Origin of the sequence: Gardnerella sp. DNF00038 (assembly GCF_049262855.1) — a bacterium.
GTDB classification, from domain to species: Bacteria; Actinomycetota; Actinomycetes; order Actinomycetales; family Bifidobacteriaceae; genus Bifidobacterium; species Bifidobacterium vaginale.
This window is the reverse complement of the sequence record NZ_CP058407.1, coordinates 1,580,623-1,602,665: the sequence shown is the minus strand read 5'-3', so window position 1 is coordinate 1,602,665 and position 22,043 is coordinate 1,580,623. Positions and strand designations below refer to the sequence as shown.

20 protein-coding genes are annotated in these 22,043 nt (G+C 42.7%); 19 read left to right on the top strand and 1 reads right to left on the bottom strand.

Annotated features, from left to right (window positions below; translation table 11 throughout):
- Positions 1 to 75: 75 nt before the first annotated feature.
- The 9 genes from HXT19_RS06335 (at position 76) to HXT19_RS06295 (ending at position 8,636) form a co-directional block, all read left to right on the top strand.
- A complete protein-coding gene (locus HXT19_RS06335) occupies positions 76 to 237 on the top strand; it encodes a hypothetical protein (protein WP_004574454.1) in 162 nt (53 codons plus the stop codon).
- Between the two features lie 44 nt (positions 238 to 281).
- Positions 282 to 1,037: an ABC transporter ATP-binding protein gene (locus HXT19_RS06330; RefSeq protein WP_032836330.1), complete on the top strand. Its 756-nt coding sequence runs from the start codon at positions 282 to 284 to the stop codon at positions 1,035 to 1,037.
- Positions 1,038 to 1,567: 530 nt separating this feature from the next.
- A complete protein-coding gene (locus HXT19_RS06325; RefSeq protein WP_101887801.1) occupies positions 1,568 to 2,662 on the top strand; it encodes a hypothetical protein in 1,095 nt (364 codons plus the stop codon).
- Positions 2,652 to 3,383, top strand: coding sequence for a hypothetical protein (locus tag HXT19_RS06320; RefSeq protein ID WP_101887755.1), 732 nt, complete (start codon positions 2,652 to 2,654; stop codon positions 3,381 to 3,383). The genes HXT19_RS06325 and HXT19_RS06320 overlap by 11 nt, the downstream gene beginning before the upstream one ends.
- 54 nt (positions 3,384 to 3,437) lie before the next feature.
- Positions 3,438 to 4,778 (top strand): DNA recombination protein RmuC, encoded by a 1,341-nt coding sequence (gene rmuC / locus HXT19_RS06315; protein WP_020760124.1) that lies wholly within the window; start codon positions 3,438 to 3,440, stop codon positions 4,776 to 4,778.
- A 56-nt stretch (positions 4,779 to 4,834) separates the two neighbouring features.
- Complete coding sequence (locus HXT19_RS06310; protein ID WP_101887754.1) at positions 4,835 to 5,683, top strand: hypothetical protein; 849 nt, start codon at positions 4,835 to 4,837, stop codon at positions 5,681 to 5,683.
- Positions 5,684 to 5,740: 57 nt separating this feature from the next.
- The gene (locus tag HXT19_RS06305; RefSeq protein ID WP_004114127.1) at positions 5,741 to 6,547 is read left to right on the top strand and encodes a TrmH family RNA methyltransferase; all 807 of its coding nucleotides are present in this window, start codon (positions 5,741 to 5,743) and stop codon (positions 6,545 to 6,547) included.
- 83 nt (positions 6,548 to 6,630) lie between these two features.
- Positions 6,631 to 7,635, top strand: a complete 1,005-nt coding sequence (locus tag HXT19_RS06300) for an ATP-binding cassette domain-containing protein (protein WP_004114128.1) — start codon at positions 6,631 to 6,633, stop codon at positions 7,633 to 7,635.
- Entirely contained in the window at positions 7,632 to 8,636 is a 1,005-nt protein-coding gene (locus tag HXT19_RS06295; RefSeq protein ID WP_004114129.1) for an ABC transporter permease subunit, read from the top strand. Before HXT19_RS06300 ends, HXT19_RS06295 begins: the two co-directional genes overlap by 4 nt.
- Before the next feature lie 142 nt (positions 8,637 to 8,778).
- On the opposite strand, the gene vly is transcribed toward HXT19_RS06295, so the two are convergent.
- Positions 8,779 to 10,329, bottom strand: coding sequence for a cholesterol-dependent cytolysin vaginolysin (gene vly / locus HXT19_RS06290; protein ID WP_004574832.1), 1,551 nt, complete (start codon positions 10,327 to 10,329; stop codon positions 8,779 to 8,781).
- A 498-nt stretch (positions 10,330 to 10,827) separates the two neighbouring features.
- On the opposite strand from vly, the gene gatC reads away from it, so the two are divergent.
- From gatC to fbaA, 10 genes are all read left to right on the top strand, one after another.
- On the top strand, positions 10,828 to 11,124 hold the full coding sequence (gatC, locus tag HXT19_RS06285; RefSeq protein ID WP_004114131.1) for an Asp-tRNA(Asn)/Glu-tRNA(Gln) amidotransferase subunit GatC: 297 nt from the start codon (positions 10,828 to 10,830) through the stop codon (positions 11,122 to 11,124).
- 2 nt (positions 11,125 to 11,126) lie between these two features.
- Positions 11,127 to 12,668 carry an Asp-tRNA(Asn)/Glu-tRNA(Gln) amidotransferase subunit GatA gene (gatA, locus tag HXT19_RS06280; RefSeq protein WP_004574820.1) on the top strand — a complete coding sequence of 514 codons (1,542 nt, stop codon included), beginning with the start codon at positions 11,127 to 11,129 and terminating at the stop codon, positions 12,666 to 12,668.
- 32 nt (positions 12,669 to 12,700) lie between these two features.
- On the top strand, positions 12,701 to 14,200 hold the full coding sequence (gene gatB, locus HXT19_RS06275; RefSeq protein WP_004574822.1) for an Asp-tRNA(Asn)/Glu-tRNA(Gln) amidotransferase subunit GatB: 1,500 nt from the start codon (positions 12,701 to 12,703) through the stop codon (positions 14,198 to 14,200).
- Between the two features lie 221 nt (positions 14,201 to 14,421).
- The gene (locus HXT19_RS06270) at positions 14,422 to 15,345 is read left to right on the top strand and encodes a GNAT family N-acetyltransferase (protein ID WP_004114137.1); all 924 of its coding nucleotides are present in this window, start codon (positions 14,422 to 14,424) and stop codon (positions 15,343 to 15,345) included.
- Complete coding sequence (locus HXT19_RS06265) at positions 15,342 to 15,656, top strand: DUF2469 domain-containing protein (protein ID WP_004105898.1); 315 nt, start codon at positions 15,342 to 15,344, stop codon at positions 15,654 to 15,656. Before HXT19_RS06270 ends, HXT19_RS06265 begins: the two co-directional genes overlap by 4 nt.
- Before the next feature lie 103 nt (positions 15,657 to 15,759).
- A complete protein-coding gene (locus HXT19_RS06260; RefSeq protein WP_004114139.1) occupies positions 15,760 to 17,376 on the top strand; it encodes an NAD(P)/FAD-dependent oxidoreductase in 1,617 nt (538 codons plus the stop codon).
- A 179-nt stretch (positions 17,377 to 17,555) separates the two neighbouring features.
- Positions 17,556 to 19,550 carry a transcription termination factor Rho gene (gene rho / locus HXT19_RS06255; protein WP_004116351.1) on the top strand — a complete coding sequence of 665 codons (1,995 nt, stop codon included), beginning with the start codon at positions 17,556 to 17,558 and terminating at the stop codon, positions 19,548 to 19,550.
- Positions 19,551 to 19,982: 432 nt separating this feature from the next.
- A complete protein-coding gene (locus HXT19_RS06250; protein WP_004114142.1) occupies positions 19,983 to 20,480 on the top strand; it encodes an Lrp/AsnC family transcriptional regulator in 498 nt (165 codons plus the stop codon).
- A gap of 7 nt (positions 20,481 to 20,487) precedes the next feature.
- Complete coding sequence (locus tag HXT19_RS06245; RefSeq protein WP_004574836.1) at positions 20,488 to 20,847, top strand: chorismate mutase; 360 nt, start codon at positions 20,488 to 20,490, stop codon at positions 20,845 to 20,847.
- A 98-nt stretch (positions 20,848 to 20,945) separates the two neighbouring features.
- Positions 20,946 to 21,998, top strand: a complete 1,053-nt coding sequence (gene fbaA, locus HXT19_RS06240; protein WP_004573641.1) for a class II fructose-bisphosphate aldolase — start codon at positions 20,946 to 20,948, stop codon at positions 21,996 to 21,998.
- The last annotated feature ends 45 nt before the right edge of the window (positions 21,999 to 22,043 follow it).

Here is a 22,043-nt window from a genome sequence, read left to right as displayed (position 1 = left end):
TTTTTATAAAAATCTATTTTTTTTTCATATTAAATTATCATAAAATATATGTACTTATTCAAGGCTGAATACGTTATGAAGCAGATTGAAAATGGAGATACGAATATGTTCGCAAAGAAAGGATTTGCAATAGTTGCGCTTGCTACTATTGTTTATGCTGTGCCAATTTCAGCTTATGCTCAGATGAGTGGTTCTGTAGTTGGAATAGACAGAGAAAATATACGAAGTTGTAGGTAAGTAGTCTAGTTATTAAGTGGTGAGATATGCAACAAGAATCATTTATGGGCTCAGATGTGCAACTTGTTAATGTGAATTTTTCGTATGGGAAAAAACAAATTTTGCATAATCTTTCTATAGATTTATCTTTTGGCATATGTGGTCTTTTGGGGCCAAATGGTGCTGGGAAAACTACTCTGCTTAACGTTATAGCGACGATTTATGCTCCCTCTAGTGGAAAACTTTTTGTTCATGGCTTTGACGTAACTTGTCGTGCGGAAAGGGCTAAAGCTCGGTCAAATATTGGTTATTTGCCACAATCATTTGAACTTATGAATGCATCGAGTGTGTTAAAAAATGTTCAATATGCCGCATGGGCGCGAGGTTTATCGTGGAGCGCTGCGTATCAAGCTGCTTGGAATGCTCTCAAACAGGTTGGCTTGGAAAAACAAGCACATCGCATCGTTGCTAAAATATCAGGAGGTCAGCGTCAGCGTGCTGGTATTGCTTGTGTGATTGCTAGTCAGCCTGCAGTACTAATACTTGATGAGCCTACTGTTGGTTTAGATCCTGAGCAGCGTATTGATATTCGTAATTTTCTTAAGTCTTATTCGCAAAAGCATACTGTTATTGTTAGTACACATTTAGTAGAAGATTTAGCAGTAATTGCGGATCGGGTTATAGTTCTTAATGAAGGAATTATATTGCTTGATGGGAAAATGGATAATCTTCTTCAGTATGCTAATCGTGAAGATCTTATGGTAACTCCATGGGAATCAGGATATAGGCATTTGCTATCTAAATTTCATAAAAGTGAGTAGTAGCAGTAACTGGATATGTATAGTTTCTTATTTTGTTAATGTGGTAGTGAGTAGGGATGTGATTAAATATGCGTCAATATTCTAACTTTTTAACTGAATTCAGATTTTTTACGAAAAGTCATAAGAAGTGCACGATTGTTTCACATATTATGTCCCCATTATCTCTAATAAGCAGTTGTATTTTTAGCTTATTTTTGATTGCATATCCTATTTTTTTGGGTGTGGCAAATTTTTTAGCGCATAATAATAATTATGCGCTTTGGTTAAGAATTGATGTCACATGGATGCATTGTTTGTCTGATATTGTTGCTTGCATTTTTGGCGCATGGTGTTCATGTAAAGCTTGCTCGCCCAGATGTTTGGTCAATTCTGCGTGGTGTGCAGGAAAATCAGCCAGTCGTTACACTATTCCTATACTAAAAGGCGCTATACTGTGCAGTTTGTTATATTGCGTAAGTATATTGCCAACAGTAATTCAGAGTGATGTAAATATTACAAATTTTCCGTATTTTCCACTATTGTGTGGAGGCGTGACGCCGAGTGCATTTTTTGCAATTGGTTTTACTTTAGGGGTAATTATTGGCAATCGTTGGGCAATTGTATTATCAGCTTTATTATCTTTTGCAATAATTTGGTGCTGTATTTATGGCGTCATTATAATGCATAATGGCGTTATCCCTCAGGGAGATATTTTTCCTAGATATTGGGGTAGTAGTTTATACGCAATACTTCCAGTGTCGGATGCTGGTATTGGTGCTGAGCCTGGTTTGCGAATGAACCCATGGTTGGTGACTTTGCGCATATTCTTTGTGTGTGTTGTTATCGTTTCATGCATTCTTTGTTGCGCGCATATTAGATATTTTTGGCAAAAGGGATCTTATTGGTGCATAAAAGCAATAAGTATTTCTTTAATTATGCCAATAGTATGTGCTTGTTGTATAGCTATGTGGGGTCCAAAACCTTGGATTCGCTCTGGACCTTTTGTGCCTCAGTGTACGACGTTTAAAGATACTGCTTTTTCTGTTTGTGTACATCCTGAAGAAGCTTATATTCGTAAACTTCGTGCTGTTAAACATTTGAAAACTGTTGCTTCTTGGTTTCCTAAGAATCAGAGAGATTCGCAAGGCAAAGGAATTGTGCTTGTGCTTGGAAATGCGTTTACTCCAACAAATACTGAAAAATCTTGGAATCTTACTAATAGTGGTTTAATAAAGTTACGTAATCTTAAAGCTACTGTTATTCAACAACAAACAGATACATTTGTTAGGCGTTCTGAGAAATATGGTGATATGACTGGTATCGCTCAAGAAGTGTTACAAAGATTTGTGCCTGCAAAATGTGCATCAAATGCTATGAAAGAAGTATATGTAAAAAAGAATCTTGATTCAAACGCTTCTGTTACAGCATTTTTGCTTGCTCAGCTTCCTTCTCGTATAAGTAATGATGTGTATGGGTCATATGGATTTATTCCAGGTGAAGCAAACGATAAAGTGGCTATGAGTATTAATAATGCTGATGATGCTAAGCTGAAACAATTTGTAAAAAATCATGTTAAAGAACTTAATCAATGCCGCATAACTCCACAACAAGTCTTATCGGAACTTGGTGATAAGCATGAAAAATAATTTTCGCGCTTGGCTTGAAGGTAGGCATTATATTGTTGCAATCGTTGCAATTTTATTGTCCGTAGTCCTTCCCTCTTTAATGCTTGTTATATTCAGATCATTTGTAACGCAGTTGCCAGTTTATGTTGGTTATATTTGTTTGCCGGATTCTGCTAATGTGCATAATGCGGTAGGAGGTATAACGTTTCAATGTCAATCTGGTAGTAGTGTTGTTAATTTTGTTGTTCCTCTGTATGAAGTTATTGTAGTTGGGTTTATTGCCGCGGCATTCGTTTGTCTTGCTCCGATTATGGTATCGTGGGAACGTTTCGTGATGAAAAGGCTGCGAATATATGCATTGAGTGCTGCTTTATTGTGTTTGTTTGTTTCATTCGGCGCTTCAGTGTTAATTGTTCGTATAATTGACTTGCAGCTATTTAGTACATTGCAGATGATTTTAGGCAATGCGTGGATTGATATCGTGCTCATAATGATTGGATTAGCCTGTTTTGGAAGGTTTTACGGCCTTGCATTTGGTGTCTTTTTAGCGGTGATGAACATTGCCACACAAGGTTTGCAAAGTAAAATTGGATTGATTTTGCGATGGTATCCTTCTGGAACTTTGCCTGTAATTCCTGGACAATCCATATTGTTATATGTCGTTGTTGTGCTTACCGTAATTGCAGTTTGCCTATGGAGCGGCACGTGCGGACGTGGATTGCTTTATTTTGAACGTGCTTAAAAGACGTGTCTAATTATGTTTCAAAAGTCGAATCAATAGTGTTTAATAGAACGTATGTTCGATAATATTGTGATGCTTGTTTTAATGGTGGTTGCTGTAGCAATAACCGCTGTTATTGTGCTGACTATTGTTAAGCGCAACTCTGTAACGCAAGGCGCTAATGGCGTAAACCAACGCGAATTTAACGAATTGCGCTCGCAGTATGAACAAGCGCGCGCTCAAGCGCAAGAAAATGGCAATCAGGCTATACGATATCGCACACAATCAGAGCAGCTTGCTGAACGATTGAAATTTGTTGAGTCTGAGCTGTTAAAAGCACAGCAAGCAGAGCAATTGCGAGTGAATCGCGAAGAACAATTGCGCGCAGAGCGAGAAGAACGCGAACGGTTAAATCGTGAAAAAACTTTGAAAGAGCAAGGTAAAGTCTTGGAAGCGCTTGCTCCAGTAAAAGACAATCTCGAAGCTTTGAAGAATAAAGTTTCGCAGATTGAAGAAGGGCGTAAGCAAGAAATGGGCGTGCTGAGCACTCAGCTTAAAGGCTTAAGCGAGCAGCAAACAAGGCTTGACCGCGAAACTAGTTCGCTTTCTGCAGCATTGCGAAATAATAAGGTTCGCGGAGCTTGGGGCGAGGCTCAACTAAAAAATATTGTGGAATCTGCAGGTTTGCTTGAGCATGTTGATTTTGATACGCAAGTTGTTGTAACGGGAGTAAATGGCGAACAGCAGAGACCAGATATGGTTGTGCATCTGCCAGGAGGCAAAACAATTCCAGTTGATGCAAAAGTTCCGTATGCGGATTATCAGCGTGCTTGCGAAATCCCAGATAACGCAAGCGACGAAGAATTAGCTAGAAGGAGCGAGCTTCTAAAAGCGCACGCTAAGGCTTTGCGAGAACACGTTAGAGTGTTAGGAGCTAAAGCATATTGGCAGGCTTTTGAAACAGCACCAGATTTTGTAGTTGCATTTATTCCAAACGAAGCATTGCTTCAGGCGGCTCTTGAGGCGGATCCAACGCTTATGGATGATGCCTTTGCGCAAAAAGTAGCACTCACTTCTCCAGTGACTTTGTGGGCTGTGCTTAAGTCTGTTGCGTACGCATGGCAGCAGCAAAGTCTTACAGATGATGCAAAAGAACTTTTCGATTTATCTCGAGAATTGTACGATCGCTTTGCGGTTCTTGGAGAAAATGCTTCAAAACTTGGCGTATCTTTGGCAAGAACAGTTGCAGCTTACAATAAGTTTGCTTCTTCGCTTGAGTCTAGAGTGTTGGTGACAGCGCGTAAACTTCAGAAGTTAGATCAAAGTAAAGTTATTGCTTCAATAGATCTTATAGATTCCGATAAAGCTGATGTTAAAGAGCTGAGCGCTCCGGAAGTATCAGTAGAAGATCGTTAAGCATAAAACATCAAAGCATAAAAAATTGAAGAACTCGAAAAGCTAAGGAATGCAAAATGACAGAATTACAAGAGGAACGCGCTGAACTTAAACGCATGCTTTGTGCAGATATGAGTGCGAAACCATTTAGCGAACTTTTTTCTGTTACTTTTAATCAGCGCGGCTCTAAGCTAGTTGGAGATATTCTTTTTGACGCAATTGAGAAAGCTGGGTATTCGTTAGAACGAGATGTTGACGCTGTTGGTGCGTTAACTGCTGCTGCAGTGCCTATGGTTTTTGCACTTATTCATGCTGCAGAACGTAAAGGAATTGCACTCGACGGCTTTGTTATGGATTTTGTTTTTCCTGCAACAAAAGGTCCGTCTGTTAAAGGCAAGCGAGTATTGTTACTTGACTCTTGGCTCTCTGAAAAATCGTATGTTCAAACTTCTTCGCTTGTGACTTTACGACACGGAAATGAATTAAGTCTTGATTTTGGCATTGTTAATCAGCAAGGCGCGCAAATTCTTGCTATAGTTGCATTAATTGGTGGTGTTGACGCCGACGAACAAGGCACAAGGCATCTTCAATTAGTAAATCCAATAAGTGAGGAGAGTACTAAAATGGCATTTGTTCAAGCTTTCGATGAAGAAGAATTACGTGCAGATGCAGATCGCGACGATTGCTGCAACGACAACTGCTGTGGCGGTCATTGCGAGGTTAAATGCACTGGTGATTGCAAGCATGATGGTTGCACTGAGCCATGCTGTGAAGATAACTGCTGCGGTGGTCATTGCAAAGTAGAGTGCACTGGTGATTGCGCTCACGATGGTTGCACTGAGCCTTGCTGTGAAGACAATTGCTGTGGCGGTCATTGCAAGTCAGGTTGCACAGGCGATTGCGCAACTGACGGCTGCCAAGATTAGTTGCAATTACTAGCTGCCAATACTAAGAAAAAGTATTAAACGGAGCAAAACTCACACATGCACGAACCGAATCCAATTACTTTGGCTGCAAAAGCTTCCGATGAGCCAGAATTTCGACCTATAGGAGTTGGCCCATGGGAAGACGAGCATCCAGGTGAACCTCGTCCAGATAATCCAGAATCGCCAAATTATGATGCGCGGTTTAGCACTGAATTACTAGACGAAGGCGACCAACGTAACGTCCTAGACCGTTACCGGTACTGGAAAGTAGAAGCCATAAAAGCGGATCTCGATTCTAAAGGCCGTCATGAGTTTGAAGTAGCTGTAGAAAATTGGACTCACGATTTTAATATAGGCTCTATGGTTCGCACTGCAAACGCGTTTACTGCGAAAAAAGTGTATATCGTAGGGCCTCATAAATGGAATCGTAAAGGCTCGTTAATGACCGAGCTATACCAATACGTTGAATGCTGCCCAACTATTGAAACTCTAGTAACTAATTGGCGCGAAAATATGCTTAAAGAAGCAGAAGAAGCGCATCAACTTTTGCTTAAAGCACAAGCAGAAGGCAATAAAGAAGCCGAAAAAATCGCAAATATTAAGGAACAAGACGCTAAAAACGCGCGCGTTATAGCGCTCGACATTATTCCAGGCGCTGTTGCTATGGAAAACTACAAGTTCCCTAAACGTTGCCTTATGCTTTTTGGCGCGGAAGGTCCAGGTCTTTCTAAAAAAGCACTAGAGATGGCGGATGACGTTGTTTATATTTCGCAATTTGGCTCTGTTCGCTCTCTAAACGCAGGAGCTGCTGCGGCTGTTTCCATGCACGCGTGGATTGCGCAACATGCAGCACCAAATTGCTAAATATTAATTAAAATTCAACAGTCTGTACTCATAAACGCTTACATTTAATGTGTATTTTTTTTTATTTGTGATACTGTTAAGCTATGTTAGAATTCCAACATATTACAAAGCGTTTCGGCGCAAAAACAACGCTTAACGACGTTTCTTTCGTCGCCGAAGACGGTAGAGTCACGGGCTTTTTAGGTCCTAATGGCGCTGGTAAATCTACTACCATGCGTTGCGCGTTAAATCTTATTCACGCCAATAGTGGCACTTCTCTTATTGACGGAAAACCTTACGCAAAAATCGCATCCCCAATGACGGAAGTTGGAGCAGTTCTTGATGCAAAGTCTGCCCACAGAGGTCGTTCCGCTTACAATCACTTGTATTCATTGGCTTTAACTCATGGAATATCAAAAAAGCGCGTTGACGAAGTGATTGATATTACTGGATTATCAAGTGTTAAAACCCGCAAAGCAGGTTCGTTCTCGCTTGGCATGAGCCAGCGTCTTTCGATTGCTGCAGCGCTTTTAGCAGACCCGCACAATCTCATTTTGGATGAGCCAATTAACGGTTTGGATCCAGAAGGCGTTAAGTGGGTTCGCGAATTGTGCAAGTATTACGCAAGCCAAGGTCGAGCAATACTACTTAGTTCGCACTTAATGAGCGAAGTTGCGCTTACTGCAGATAACCTTGTGATTATTGCGCATGGCGAAATTTTGAAGCGTACAACAGTACAAGATTTTGTTAATGCACATTCGCAGCACGCTGTGCGACTTGTGACTCCAGAAGGCGAAAAGCTAAAGTCTGTGCTTGCTCAAAATCATCCTGAATGCAAGATTTTGCAAGATGTTCGCACTCCTCAAGACGTTCAAGAAGGCGAGCTCCTCAGAATAACAGGATGCGAGCTTAATCAGCTTGCTCGCGAAATTGCAGATAATCAAATCATGGTTTATCAGCTGAATCAAGAGCATGCATCGCTTGAGGAAGCATATTTGGCTCTTACGCATGGCCAAGAGCAGTACGTGACTAGGACTATTCCTTCCGGAAACTTAAATCCTGCTGAGCAAAGTGTAGCTCAATTTAATAATCAGGGGAGTGCAAAATGAGTGAGCAAGTAGCAAATCAGCAAGTGCAATTGGCTGAATCTAACGCACACCAATCTAATGCATATCAATCTAACGCATACAAGACTGGCCGTAGCATGAACGCTCAGCACTTACGCCTTACATTTATGCACACGCTTAAATCTGAAATTGTTAAGCTGCGCGGACTTGCGTCTACGTGGTGGTGCATGGCATTAACAATTGTTTTGCCAGTAATTTTCAGCTTTATAATCGCGCTTGTGCAGAAAGCAATGTCTAAAGTTGACATTAAGAATGGAGCAAATCAAAGTAAATCAAGCGCTGCAATTACTGTTGGACCGAGCGATAAAAGTGACCTTATTGCATCTCAAGAAAGCATTTTCCGCTTGGTCGTTAGCTTTGCTTCTATATCTTTGATTGTTTTGGCGATTTTTGCAGTGCTTGCTGTAACTGCGGAACATTCTACGACTTCAATTCAGGCTTCTCTTACGGCTGTACCTAAAAGGGGTATGTTCTTTACGGCTAAGTTTATTGCGGTTGCAATCTATGTTTTTGTAGCCCAACTTATTGCAATGGCAGTTTCTTTAGCTGCTGCAGAATTAGCTTTTATGGGAGATAACATTTCCGGATTATCGGGAAGCAACGTGTGGAAATTGCCGCTTACTCTGTTCCTTGGCTCTCCTGCAATTATGGTTGTTGTGTCAGCAATGGCCTACGGTTTTGGCATGATTTGCAAGTCAACTGCTGGCGGAATTATGTGCGTTATTGGAGCCGTGATGATTCTGCAGGCCATTGTTAGCATTATTATGCTTGCAAGCAATTTTGCGAAGTGGACTTCAATACTTATTCAGATTTTGCCAGGCAATGCTGCAAGCCAATTCTTAGGAGTCTCCGCTAGTTCTGGGCGGCAACTTCCACCAAACGCATATGTTTTTACATGGTGGCAATCAGGCTTGGTGGTTCTCGCTTGGGGCGTAGTCATGTATGCAATTGGCCACGTTGTTGAAAAACATCGCGATATTTAACTACAAATAATATTTAGCAAACAACAAGGGCTTTATCTCGTAACCGACTACAAGATAAAGCCCTTAATTGTATTCACTTATATTTAATTTATTATTTATTAAATTATCTTTATTAAGTTATTTTTTGAAATTGTGATAAGTATCAGTCGTTCTTCACAGTTTCAGCAACTCGTGGCCACAAGGTGGTGCCCCAGTTCTTGATTGTGCGCTGGCGAACCAGTGGCAAATCGGAACGGTCATATACTGTACGCCATGGTTCCCAAGCCAAGCCGGTCTTCTCAACAAGCTTGATGCGGAGGTTACGCACATTGCCCTTGAACTGAATAGTGGTGTTGAAGTGAGCTGTACGATACTTGCCATTGCCTTCCCAAGCGCGAGAACGCACGTAAGGAGTGCCGTCAATCTCGGTGCCGTACTCATCCCAGTAGATGTAGTAGCGAGCTACGTAAGCTCCACGGTGATCCAAAGTCAAGTAGCCGTCGCGGTAGGAAGAAACCTTGGTTTCAACGTAATCGCTATTGGTTTGCAAAGTTGCTACTTCGTTATCCTTGACGAAGGAAGTGGTGTAAGCAATTGGAACTGCTGGGCTGGAGGTGCTCAAATTTGCGCCTTCTTGAATCAAAGCCTTCAACGTGTCGACGTTGCCGGTAATAACCTTGGCTGCACCGTTTGCGCTGCCGCCGAGAATTACAGCAGTTACAGAAGTGTTCTGCAAAATGCGGTGGAACTCGGTATTTGGCTTGATTTCAACACCCTTGATTGCAGCTTCAACAGCAGCCTGGAAATCGGTGCTCTTGCTGCGGGTGTCGAACTTTACGTACATTGAACGGCCGTAAGCTACGTTGGACACATATACTGGCGGACGCTTGCTGTCTACTCCGCGGCTCTTCAAGCTTTCTGGCGTAGTGCATGGTGCGAAGAAGTCAGCTGGGCTATCTGGAGCATCAACACTTACGGTGTAGTAGGTCTGCTTGAAGTTCACAATTTGAGTCTGCTTTTCGCCCTTGTGCACAGCGTCGAAATCAATCTTCAGCGGAACGCCAATCTTGGCGAAATCAGCACCAAACTTTGCCTTGAGCTGGTTCATGCTTTGTGCGCTTGCAGAATCGTACTGCATGCGAGCTGCAACATGATGGCTTGCAGCGTACTGTGCATTCCACTTGGAAACTAAGCCGTTCACTGTGGAAGTTACAGAGCTCTTGGTTGGGCGCTGAACAGTTACAGCACTTTCGCCGCCGTGGAAGCCTGGCAAATCAACGCTCAACGTGATTGGAGCGCGGTTTGCGGAAATCAGGCTTGGCATATTGTCCATCAAATTCTGGTCAGCGCGGAAAAGAGCACCTGGGTATACGCGATCATCGTTGGCGGAAGTAACCGACAAGTTTGAAGTTGTATTTGTGATGTTCTTCTTCTGATGCTCAACAACAACGAATTCATCGCCCTTGTTGAAGCTATCGCTAGAGAATTTGTTGTCAATGGTTTCGCCATGACGGGCGAGAATGTTTGTTTTATCGTATTGCAAATCCCACAAATAATTATTCAACGAGTCCTTCTTGGCTGCGCAAGATGCGGTTGGCTCAGAATCCTTAGCTGCAGGAGCGGCCATTGCTGGTGCTGCTAAGCATTGTGGAATAATAGTTGCGCCCGCGAGGAGCAACATTGCTGCATTACGGTAGAACTTTGTGTTATTCATATGTGTCCTTCAATTTTATATTTTATGTTATTTTTTATGAGATACCGTAACTTATTTGCTTCTATGCATGGAATGCTTCGCTGCATTAGCTTAATATCTCATAGCATTTAATTATTACATGCTTTTTTATTTCTGGGATAGTGAAATAAAACAAATTTTTTTATTCTGCAAATAAACGTATGAAGAAGGTTGGAATGCCAACATTCTTTTATTGAATTATTTCCATTTCATGGCGTGTTGACATGCATAGACCCTCGTCTTCACTATTTTATACTCGTTAATTTTATGAAAACTGTATGTGATAATAATTGTTATTTCGCTTATTGTCTCACTAATAAAATTTTTTTAATATTACACATAATTTTCCCTAGAAAATATGGATCGACAATCATGTTCTAAAATTGGGAAAATATTTCTACAGTAACGTGTGTAAATCTTTTATCAATATTGCTTTTTTCTTCTATAAGAAGGTCACGCATCACACATATAGTTGAGGTTATGCCAACATTCACACGCGAAGAAATTGAGCATCTGGGCGTTCTATCCCAGATTGCGCTTAGCGACGAAGAAATCAGTCGCTTGCAAGGCGAATTAAACGTCATTGCAGAATCTATTAACAAAGTGCAGGAAGTTGCTGGCGAAGATGTGCCACCTACTGCAAATCCAGTACCTCTTGAAGCGTATTTGCGCCCAGACGAGCCTGCTACGCCATTGACTCAAGAAGAAGCGCTTTCTGGCGCTCCTAGAAGTGAGTCTGGCATGTTTGTAGCACCTCGAATTTTGGGGGAGGAATAAACATGACTAATACTCAAGATTTAGTAAAGCTTTCTGCTGCCGATATGGCAAAAGCTGTAAAAGCTAAAGAAGTTTCTAGCCGCGAGCTTGTTGAAGCTCACTTGGCAGTAATCGAAGCAGCCGAGCCAGAAATCAAAGCATTCTTGCATGTTTCTGCAGATGTTGCACTTGAACAAGCAGATGCTTTTGATAAAAAGAACGCTAATGGCGAAGCCGAAGGCTTACCTGAGCTTGCAGGCGTTCCAATTGCCATTAAAGACATGATTGTTACTAAGGGCATTCCTACTACTGCAGCATCTAAGATTCTTGAAGGCTGGGTTCCGCCTTACGATGCTACTGTTATTGAAAAGCTCAAAGCAGCTGGCATGCCAATTCTCGGCAAGACTAATTTGGATGAGTTTGCTCAAGGTTCTTCTACAGAACATTCTGCTTATCAAACTACTTGCAATCCTTGGGATACTGAGCGTGTTCCTGGTGGTTCCGGCGGCGGTTCAGCTGCAGCTGTTGCTGCATTCGAGGCTCCTATTGCTTTGGGTACAGATACAGGTGGCTCTATTCGTCAGCCAGGTGCTTTAACTGGTACAGTCGGCGCAAAGCCAACTTATGGCGGTGTTAGCCGTTTTGGTGCAATCGCTATGGCAAGTTCCTTGGATCAGATTGGACCTGTTTCTCGTACCGTTCTTGACTCTGCACTTTTGCAAGAGATTATTGGCGGCAACGATAGGCGCGATTCCACTTCGATTCCAGCTCCTGTTCCTCCAATGGCTCAGGCTGCGCGCGAGGGCGCTCGCCGAGATTTGAAGGGCGTAAAAGTTGGTCTTGTTAAGGAGCTTAGTGGCGATGGCTTCCAGCCAGGCGTTGAAGCTCGCTTTAATGAGGCTGTGCAGCTGCTTAAGGATATGGGTGCAGAGGTTACGGAAGTTTCCTGCCCTCACTTCCCTTACTCGCTGGCTGCTTACTACATTATTATGCCTTCCGAAGTTAGCTCTAATTTGGCTCGCTACGACGGCATGCGCTACGGTTTGCGCGTAATGCCACCAGCAGATAAGCCTCAAACTGCTGCAAACATGATGGCTGCAACTCGCGAAGCTGGCTTTGGCGACGAAGTAAAGCGCCGTATTATTCTTGGCACTTACGCACTTTCCGCTGGCTACTACGACGCTTGGTATGGCTCTGCACAAAAGGTTCGTACGCTTATTATTCGCGACTTTGAAGAAGCGTTTAATAAGGTAGATGTTCTAGTCTCCCCAACAAGCCCTACAACGGCATTCAAGTTTGGTGAGAAGATGAACGATCCACTCTCTATGTACATGAACGATATTGCTACGATTCCTGCAAACATGGCTGGCGTTCCAGCTTTGAGCCTCCCAGCTGGCTTGAGCGATGATGGCTTGCCTGTTGGCATTCAGATTATTGCTCCGCAATGCCATGATGAAAAGATGTACAAGCCTGCAGCAGCGTTGGAAGCAGCGCTCGAAGAAAAGTGGAGCGGCCCAATCTGGAAGTCGCTTAAAGCTGGTTGGCTCGATTCATTGGCTAAGTAAAGTGAAATAAAGCTTAAATAAGAAGGATTCTCATGGCTGAAAAACTTATGAAATACGCCGATGCTGTGGAGCAGTTTGACCCAGTTTTCGGCTTGGAAACTCACGTTGAGCTTAGCACGCGCACAAAGCTGTTTTGCCCAGCAGAAGTATCTTTTGGTGGCGAGCCAAATACTCAGCTAACTCCTGTAAGCCTTGGTTTGCCAGGCTCTTTGCCAGTTGTAAACAAGACTGCAGTTGATTACGCGATTAAGCTCGGTTTGGCATTGCATTGCGAGATTGCTGAGTGGAGCCAATTTGCTCGTAAAAACTACTTCTACCCAGATATGCCTCGCGATTATCAGATTTCCCAGTACGATAAGCCTACTAATGGCAATGGTTACTTGGATGTTGAGCTGGAAGATGGCACTGTGTTCCGAGTTCCGATTGAGCGCGCTCACATTGAGGATGATGCTGGTAAGAATACTCACGTTGGCGGCGCTGACGGTCGTATTGAAGGCGCAAATCATTCTTTGGTTGATTACAATCGCGCAGGCGTTCCTTTAATCGAGATTGTAACTAAGCCAATCGAAGGTGCTGGCAGCCGCGCTCCAGAAATCGCAGGCGCATACATGCGCGCTATTCGCGATATTGTTCGCGCTCTCAACATCTCCCATGCTCGTATGGAGCAGGGCAATATGCGCGCAGACGTAAACGTTTCGCTCCGCAGAAAGCCAACCGATTCATTCGGTACGCGCTCGGAAACTAAGAATGTGAACACATTCCGCGGAATCGAAAAGACGCTTCAATACGAAATTCGTCGCCAGGCTGCTATTTTGAGCGAAGGCGGCGAGATTTTGCAGGAGACTCGTCACTGGGATGAGGCAACTCAGACTACTGCTGGCGGCCGAGTAAAGTCGGACGCCGACGATTATCGCTACTTCCCAGACCCAGATTTGGTTATGCTCCACATCACTAAGGAGCATATTGAGCGCATGAAGGCACAAATGCCAGAAATGCCTCGCGAGCGCCGTAACCGTTTGCAAAGCGAATGGGGCATTAGCGATCTTGAAATGCGAGATATTCTTAACGCGGATGCTCTTGATTTGGTTGAAGAAACCGTTAAAGCTGGTGCAAGTGCTGCTGGCGCTAAGAAGTGGTGGCTTGGTGAGCTTGCTCGCGAAGCAAACACTCGTGGCGTAACTTTGGAAGAATTGCCTATTACTCCGCAAGATGTGGCGCAAGTTGAAAAGCTAATTGCATATGGCAATCTTAACGATAAGCTCGCTAAGCAAACTGTTGCATGCGTTTTGGCTGGCGAGGGTAAGCCTGATGAAGTTGTTAAGAAGCACGGATTCAAGGTTATGAACGACGACGGCGCTTTGGAAGCTGCTGTTGACGCTGCTCTTGCTGCTGATCCTGAAGTTGCAGAAAAGCTTAAGGCTGGAAATATGAAGCCGATGGGCGCAATTATTGGCGCTGTTATGCGTGCGACTAAAGGTCAGGCTGATGCTAAGGCTGTTACTAAGATCGTGATGGCAAAGATTAAAGGCTGATTTAAATTTTAGTTAGATTAAAATTTAGCTAGAAAAGAATAGTTTATAGATGCACTTTTTGCATTTTATGCTTTGCGTTTTAACCTTGTGTTTTATAGCATTGTGTAGAGTGCAAAAAGTGTAATCTTATATTGTAGTTGCTTACGCATTTGTATTTTGCTTATGCTTTTTGTAGAACTTTTTGTAACGCAAGGTCAATTAGGTACAGGAAACAGGTGAATATGCAGGAAGTCAATGCTGACTCTACAAACTCTCGAGAGTTACCAGAAAGTATTGTAATTCCGTCAATACGCGGCGAGATGGCTCGTCTTAGGCAAGCAACCATCGAAGATTTAGCTAGGATGGATTCATTACATGCTTTTGATGGTGCGGCTGTTATAACTGGCAAGGATTCACAATCTGAACGTGCTATGGTTCATGCGTGGGTTGAGCGTTCTGTGCAGTGGTCTTTGGGCAATAATGATAAAAGTATGTCTGATTATGCTGGGGTTGTTGGAGATGCTCAATCACGCCCAACAATCGCATGGTCAATTGTGCCAGATCTTATTGATGACGCTAAAAATACCAATGGCGATATTATTGGAATGATTTTTTTGATCGACATTGATGGTTGGTCTAAATCCGCTAGAATTCAGGTGATTCTAGGACGCGATTATAGGGGTCGTGGGTATTCTAGAGATGCAATGCCTAGAGTTATGACGTATGGTTTTGCTCCAGACACAGTTGGTTTAGCATTGCATAGGATTTGGGTTGGTGTTCCAGCAGCGAATACGCGTTCTCTTTCTGTTTATCAGTCTCTTGGTTTTGTAAAAACTGGAACAGCTAGAGATGCTTTGTGGGATTCACAAAATCAAAAATATCAAGATTTTGTTGTTATGGACACTCTCGTAGATGAATATGATGCCATTCGTTCTTTAGACGCTTTTGGTCTGCACGTTATTGAAGATAATCCTGGTGTTTGTGAAGCGCTAAGTGCGCATGAGCATTCAATTGCAATACCTGTTAGCAAAGATAATTCCGACGAATCGTGGCCGTATAATGCGGCTACAGTCAAAGAAGATTCTTCTAAACGCGCATGGTGGCGTATTATAGGACGCGGTCGTAAGCGTAACACTAATGGCAATAATGCGGAAGGGAAGCGATGAGCGCTGAAGATCTCGACAATTACGAAACTGACGCCGAGCTTGCGTTGTACAAGGAGTATCGTGACGTTATTAAGCTTTTTACGTATGTTGTAGAAACTGAGCGACGATTCTATTTGGCAAACAAGGTGGATTTTAACGTGCGTTCTGCAGGTCAAGATGTGTATTTTGACGTGCAATTAACAGACGCTTGGGTGTGGGACGTTTACCGCCCTTCGCGGTTTGTGAAAAACGTTCGTATTGTTACGTTTAAAGACGTAAATGTGGAAGAAGTGCAGAAAACAGATATCGATATTCCAGAATCTATCGCATGATAAGAGTATGCTAGTAAAGCTTATGTTTAGATTTTAATATAGATACGTGCTTGCAATTTTGCGATTTTGACTTTATAAAGCGTCTTTTAGGTATGGAGGAAAATTGACTGATACACAATCCCAGAAACAATCTGTAGTGATTATTGGTGGCGGTCCGGCAGGGTTGACGGCTGCATGGGAGCTTGTAAAAGATGGCGGAGCTAGCCGCTACGATGTAACTGTTCTTGAAGCATCTAAAGAGTTTGGCGGAATTTCTCGCACTGTAAAATACAACGGAAACCGCATGGATATTGGCGGTCACCGATTCTTCTCTAAAGATGATCGAATTATGCAATGGTGGCGAGATATGCTGCCACTTCAAGGCGCTCCTTCTTACGACGACAAAAAACTTGGCAGACACCACGATTTAGAGAATGGCGGCCCAGACCCAGAAGTCGAAGATGAGGTTATGCTTAAGCGTCATCGCGTTTCTAGAATCTTCTGGAATCATCATTTCTTCGACTACCCTATCTCTCTTTCTGCGTCTACTTTGCGCTCTATGGGCTTTGTTCTTACTATGAAGGTTGGTTTTAGCTACCTTTGGTCTATGATTCACAAGTTGCCAGAAACAAACCTCGAAAACTTCTACATTAATCGCTTTGGCAAAAAGCTGTATTCTATGTTCTTTGAGGGCTATACCGAGAAGCTTTGGGGAAGGCATCCAAGTCAGATTTCTGCAGATTGGGGTGCTCAGCGAGTTAAGGGTTTGAGCATTGTTGAAGTTTTAAAGAATGCTTTCTCTAAGCTTATGCCGAAAAAGAAGGCAAATCAGGAAGTTGAAACTTCACTGATTGAAGAATTCTGGTATCCTAAGCTTGGTCCTGGTCAGCTTTGGGAGACTGTTGAACGTCGTTGCCGTGAAAATGGCGCTACTGTTTTAACAGATGCAAAAGTTGTTGCTATTAAACAGTGCGACGGTAAAATTTCTAGTGTTGTCGTTGAAAATCAAGATGGTTTGCAGCAAGAACTTCATGCGGATCAGTTTATTTCTTCTATGCCAATAAAAGATTTGGTTGCAGCTATTGAGCATGGCGCCGAAGGAAATGAGTCTGTGCAGGTTCCAGCCGAATTACAACGAGTTGCTAAAGGCTTGCCTTACCGTGATTTCGTAACCGTTGGACTTCTTGTTAAGCGTATGCGTTTGCGTAATACGACTGATATTCCAACGTTAGGTAACCCTCCTATTGTGCCTGATTGCTGGATTTATGTGCAGGATCCAGGATACAAAGTTGGTCGTTTGCAAATCTTTAACAACTGGAGCCCATATCTCGTTAAGGATGTTGACAACACTGTGTGGATTGGTCTTGAATACTTCTGCAATGAGGGCGATGATTTTTGGAATATGAGCGACGAAGAGGCTCGTAAATCTGCGATTGATGAGCTTACTCGTATGCAGGTTATTGATGGCGAAGATGATGTTTTGGATGCGCATCGTGAGCGTGTTCCAAAGGCTTATCCAGCTTACTTCGATACTTATGCTCAGATGCCTGAGCTTGTTAAGTATTTGGATGGTTTTGGTAACTTGTATTGTGTTGGTAGAAATGGTCAGCATCGTTACAATAACCAGGATCATTCTATGGCTACTGCTATTGAAGCCGTGTCTAATATTAACAGTGGAAAACAGTCTAAAGATAATGTTTGGTCTGTTAATACAGAAAAGTCATATCACGAAAAGAAGTAGCGTTTTTTCTTTTTGCCACGCCGTGTTGTTGTGAGTCGCATGAGTGTAGTAGCATACATTTATCAGCGATTAAGTCACATTGTTATGTGCTTATCGTTGTATTCACAACGGATTTTTCCGAAATCTTCCATGTAAAGCTCCAAGTAGTTTGTTTCTTGGGGTTAGGGAAAGGTATAACTGTGGCAACAAGCCAAAATCTTGATGATATGAAGCTTTCTGAGCTTAAGGATCTTGCGAAGCAAATGGGCCTGCGCGGTACGTCTACAATGCGTAAGCCAGATTTGATCGCTACGCTTACCGCTGCGCGCAATGGTGGGGATGCGCCAGCAGGAGTTAGCGTACATGTTCCTAAAAGCATTGTTAGGGATAGTCGTTCGTCACTTAATGATGAGGATGAGTCTAAATACGATTCATCTTCATCTTTTAGGTCGCGTCGCAATTTTGATGACGATAGTGGTGAGTCTGCTCGCAAGTCTGCCGATGAGGATTTGTTAGAAAATCTCGGCTTGCCTGATTCTGTTGAATCTTCTGATTCTGATGATTCTGTTGATTCAAATAGAAGCGGTAAGTCTAGGCGTCGTCGTGAGTTTACGCGTGATAATCAATCTCAGCGTCGTCGTCAGTCTGATTTTAAAGATAATTATCGCGGAAATAACTCGGATGATGCAGATGATACGGAAGATGATTTAGATCAGATTCTTGCTACTTTGCCAAGTGAAAAGTCTTCTGATTCTAATGCAAATCGTGATTCTGAATCTCGCAGGCAACGCGGAGCTTCGCGTTCTAATGGCGATGACGATTATGATACGCATTCAGATAGGAATGACAGGTATCAACGCCGTATGCGTGGTCGTGGACGCGATAGAGATGATTACGATTCCCGCTCGGATCGCTCTGATCATTTAGAGCGTGAAGATCGACCTACGAGGAATGATCGTTCTGATCGCAATGATATTCGTGAAGACCACGAGTCTCGTGAATCAGCTTCTCGTAGAGAGGAACCAAAAGAAGAGCTTGTTCCAGTTGCTGGTATTGTAGATGTGCTTGAATCTTATGCGTTTGTGCGCACTTCTGGATATTTGCCTGGTCCAAATGATGTTTACGTTTCTATGAGCCAAATCAAAAAGTATGGTTTGCGCAAGGGAGATGCGGTTCAAGGCTCTATTCGTGCTCCTCGCGAAGGTGATCGTAGGAATCAGCGCCAAAAATTTGTTCCTTTGCAAAGCGTTGACAGCATTAATGGCATGAGCGTAGAAGATGCTCAGAATCGTCCACAATTCGCTAAGCTCACGCCTTTGTATCCGCAAGAGCGCTTAAAGCAGGAGACTACGCCAAATCGTATGCTTGGCAGAATCATTGACCTTGTGGCTCCTATTGGTAAGGGTCAGCGTGGTTTGATTGTTTCGCCTCCTAAGGCTGGTAAAACAATCACTTTGCAAAATATTGCGAACGCGATTGCTGTTAATAATCCAGAAGTGCATTTGATGGTTGTTCTTGTAGACGAGCGTCCAGAAGAAGTTACCGACATGGAGCGCACTGTTCAGGGTGAGGTTATTTCTTCTACATTTGACCGTCCAGCATCAGACCACACTACTGTTGCGGAGCTTGCGATTGAGCGTGCTAAGAGGCTTGTAGAGCTTGGCCAAGATGTTGTTGTTCTTCTTGATTCTATGACTCGTCTTGCTCGTGCATACAATATTGCTGCTCCTGCATCTGGCCGTATTCTTTCTGGTGGCGTGGATGCTCAGGCGCTTTACCCTCCTAAGAAGTTCTTTGGTGCCGCGCGAAACATTGAAAATGGCGGTTCTTTGACTATTATTTCTTCCGCTTTGGTGGAAACTGGTTCAAAGATGGATGAAGTTATTTTCGAAGAGTTTAAGGGCACTGGAAACATGGAGCTTCGCTTAAGTCGCGATTTGGCAGATAAGCGCTTGTTCCCAGCAGTGGATATTAATTCTTCTGGCACGCGCCGCGAAGAGTTGATTACTCCTGCTCAAGAATTGCCTATTATTTATCGCTTGAGGCGACTATTTGGCGGACTTGAGCCAGAGCAGGCTTATCAGACTTTGGTGCCACGCTTAAAGAAAACTGCGTCGAATCGCGATTTTCTCGCAGCGATTGTGCAGCAAGCGAATAACTCTACAAATGGCGGGTCGCCAGCAACCGCTGCTTAAGTAGGTTATGTTCGTGTAATTTTATAAATATAACTTTAAAAAATACACTTTAACTACCCCTTGGTTTGATCAATCGAGGGGTAATTTTTATTGTTTATTTTTTAATACTGTTTTTATTACAAGCTTATTTTGTGTTTTAAAATAAAAAAATATACGTTTATATATAATTAATTTCTTATAAAATACACTATTCTTGGTAATTTTTACTATTGATTATGCATATGTAAATAATGAAAATTAAATAATTATAATTACTTGTCAAAAGTTTATTCCCATAAACATTTGATATTTAATGTGAAAAACCGTGATTTTTTATATAATTTTGTTCTTTTTCGTTAAAAAATACGATACGATTGAAGAGACTGCAGGGTAGCGCAATCTGAAATCTACAACAGTATTCAGGAAGATGCGCTGTATGAGGATGGAGGTCGTATGACAGGAAACTCTCATAAGATTGAAAATAATATTCCTTCTGGCTTGAACGCTAATGTGAGCACAGTTGCTCCTATAGATTCTACAGATGCGATTATTGTAGATATTCTTGAACATGATGGTCGTGCAACATTAACCAGACTAGCTAAAGCATCTGGATTATCGGTTTCTGCCGTACAATCTAGAGTACAAAAGCTTGAGCGCAGAGGAATTATCACTGGTTACCGTGCGTTGATTGACTATGAGCGCAGAGGCTTGCCAGTAAGCGCATTTGTTGCTGTAACGCCTCTTGACTTTGAGCAAGAAGCATCTGTTCCAGCCAAGTTGAAAGATATTGAAGGTATTGAAGCCTGCTATTCTATCACTGGAAGCCCAAGTTTTATGCTCGTAGTTCGTGTTGCTACACCTAGCAAGCTAGAAGAGCTAATTAACACGATTCATAGGATTGTGCCAGTTAGCACAGAAACAACTATGGTTTTGCAGACTTATTTCGATTAGAAGTAATATGTGTGAATTTCCTAAAGAATCGGTTGACGCGCGCAAGCATCAGATTGAACAGAGTTGCAATGATTGCAACGATTCAATAAGCGAGATTTTTGCGTTGCGTCAATCGATTGACAATATTGACAATGCAGTTGTTTCACTTCTTGCAGAGCGCTTTAAAGTTACGGAAAAAGTCGGAGAAATAAAAGCTCGCGCAAATCTTGCTGCGGAAGATAAATCTAGAGAAAATCGCCAAGCAAATCGACTTAAAAAAATTGCTGAAGAATCTGGATTAAAAGAAGAAATCGCGCTCGAATATTTACATTTTGTTGTAGCTGCCGCAAAAAAGCGCCATCAAGAAATAAAAGATAGCCAGAAATAGTTAAAAATAGCCACAAATCTAATCAAAAATCTAGTCAAATTTAGTAAAAATCTAGCAAAATCTAAAAAAATATGCGCGCTTAGAGTCATAATAAAAATATGACTATTGCAACCGTTGAACGTTACGCGCAAATGCTTGATGCCGCCAGCAAAGGTGGATACGCCTACCCTGCAATTAATGTTACTAGCACGCAGACTTTAAATGCTGCACTACAAGGATTTGCAGAAGCGCAAAGCGACGGAATTATTCAAGTATCCGTTGGGGGGTCCGCGTATTTTTCGGGACAGTGCGTAAATAATCGTGTTGTCGGTTCGCTAGCGTTTGCTCAATTCGCGCATCAAGTAGCAGCGCAGTATCCAAATATTACCGTTGCCTTACATACGGATCATTGCGCAGAAGGCTATTTAGATGACTGGATTAAGCCACTTTTGGCTTATGAGGCGGATCAAGTTGCGCACGGCAAAGAGCCGATATTTCAATCGCATATGTGGGACGGATCTACAGTTAAGCTTGAACACAATTTAGACGTTGCGGAAGAATTGCTTGAGGCGTCGGCGAAGGCTCATACGGTGTTAGAGATTGAAATTGGGGCCGTGGGAGGCGAAGAAGACGGTCATAGAGCAGACATTGATGAAAAACTATACTCAACGCCGCAGGACGCTATGCGAGTAGTTGAACGATTAGGTTTGGCAGAGAGCGGAAGATATATGGCTGCTTTTACGTTCGGCAATGTGCATGGTGCATACAAGCCTGGTGTTGTTAAGCTGCGACCACAGTTGCTAGACAACATTCAAAGCGCTGTATACAACAAGTACAAGCTTGATTTATGTAATCGCAAGTTTGGTGTGCCAACAAAACCATTCTTATTGGTATTCCATGGAGGTTCTGGATCTACTCCCGAAGAAATTGCGCAAGCTGTAAGCTACGGCGTAGTAAAAATGAACATCGATACAGACACGCAATATGCGTTTACTCGAGCAATAGCAGATCACATGTTCCACAACTACGACTCAGTTCTTAAAATCGACGGAGAAGTTGGAGCCAAAAAACTCTACGACCCAAGGTCTTGGGGCAAAGAGGCAGAAAAAGCAATGGCTCAGCGTGTTGTTGAAGCCTGTGTACAGCTTGGCTCTGCCGGTAAAGCCTTATAAGTTCATCAAGTTGAAAATTAAATTCGGTATTGGCTTTGCGCTAGT

What these genes read in the sequence shown, in the direction of transcription:
- HXT19_RS06320 (WP_101887755.1), top strand. Translation starts at nt 2,652, where the DNA reads ATGAAAAATAATTTTCGCGCTTGGCTTGAAGGTAGGCATTATATTGTT.
- vly (WP_004574832.1), bottom strand. Translation starts at nt 10,329, where the DNA reads ATGAATAACACAAAGTTCTACCGTAATGCAGCAATGTTGCTCCTCGCG.
- HXT19_RS06310 (WP_101887754.1), top strand. Translation starts at nt 4,835, where the DNA reads ATGACAGAATTACAAGAGGAACGCGCTGAACTTAAACGCATGCTTTGT.
- HXT19_RS06265 (WP_004105898.1), top strand. Translation starts at nt 15,342, where the DNA reads ATGAGCGCTGAAGATCTCGACAATTACGAAACTGACGCCGAGCTTGCG.
- gatA (WP_004574820.1), top strand. Translation starts at nt 11,127, where the DNA reads ATGACTAATACTCAAGATTTAGTAAAGCTTTCTGCTGCCGATATGGCA.
- HXT19_RS06335 (WP_004574454.1), top strand. Translation starts at nt 76, where the DNA reads ATGAAGCAGATTGAAAATGGAGATACGAATATGTTCGCAAAGAAAGGA.
- HXT19_RS06330 (WP_032836330.1), top strand. Translation starts at nt 282, where the DNA reads ATGGGCTCAGATGTGCAACTTGTTAATGTGAATTTTTCGTATGGGAAA.
- HXT19_RS06250 (WP_004114142.1), top strand. Translation starts at nt 19,983, where the DNA reads ATGACAGGAAACTCTCATAAGATTGAAAATAATATTCCTTCTGGCTTG.
- HXT19_RS06295 (WP_004114129.1), top strand. Translation starts at nt 7,632, where the DNA reads ATGAGTGAGCAAGTAGCAAATCAGCAAGTGCAATTGGCTGAATCTAAC.
- fbaA (WP_004573641.1), top strand. Translation starts at nt 20,946, where the DNA reads ATGACTATTGCAACCGTTGAACGTTACGCGCAAATGCTTGATGCCGCC.
- HXT19_RS06245 (WP_004574836.1), top strand. Translation starts at nt 20,488, where the DNA reads ATGTGTGAATTTCCTAAAGAATCGGTTGACGCGCGCAAGCATCAGATT.
- rmuC (WP_020760124.1), top strand. Translation starts at nt 3,438, where the DNA reads ATGTTCGATAATATTGTGATGCTTGTTTTAATGGTGGTTGCTGTAGCA.
- gatB (WP_004574822.1), top strand. Translation starts at nt 12,701, where the DNA reads ATGGCTGAAAAACTTATGAAATACGCCGATGCTGTGGAGCAGTTTGAC.
- HXT19_RS06300 (WP_004114128.1), top strand. Translation starts at nt 6,631, where the DNA reads ATGTTAGAATTCCAACATATTACAAAGCGTTTCGGCGCAAAAACAACG.
- gatC (WP_004114131.1), top strand. Translation starts at nt 10,828, where the DNA reads ATGCCAACATTCACACGCGAAGAAATTGAGCATCTGGGCGTTCTATCC.
- HXT19_RS06270 (WP_004114137.1), top strand. Translation starts at nt 14,422, where the DNA reads ATGCAGGAAGTCAATGCTGACTCTACAAACTCTCGAGAGTTACCAGAA.
- HXT19_RS06305 (WP_004114127.1), top strand. Translation starts at nt 5,741, where the DNA reads ATGCACGAACCGAATCCAATTACTTTGGCTGCAAAAGCTTCCGATGAG.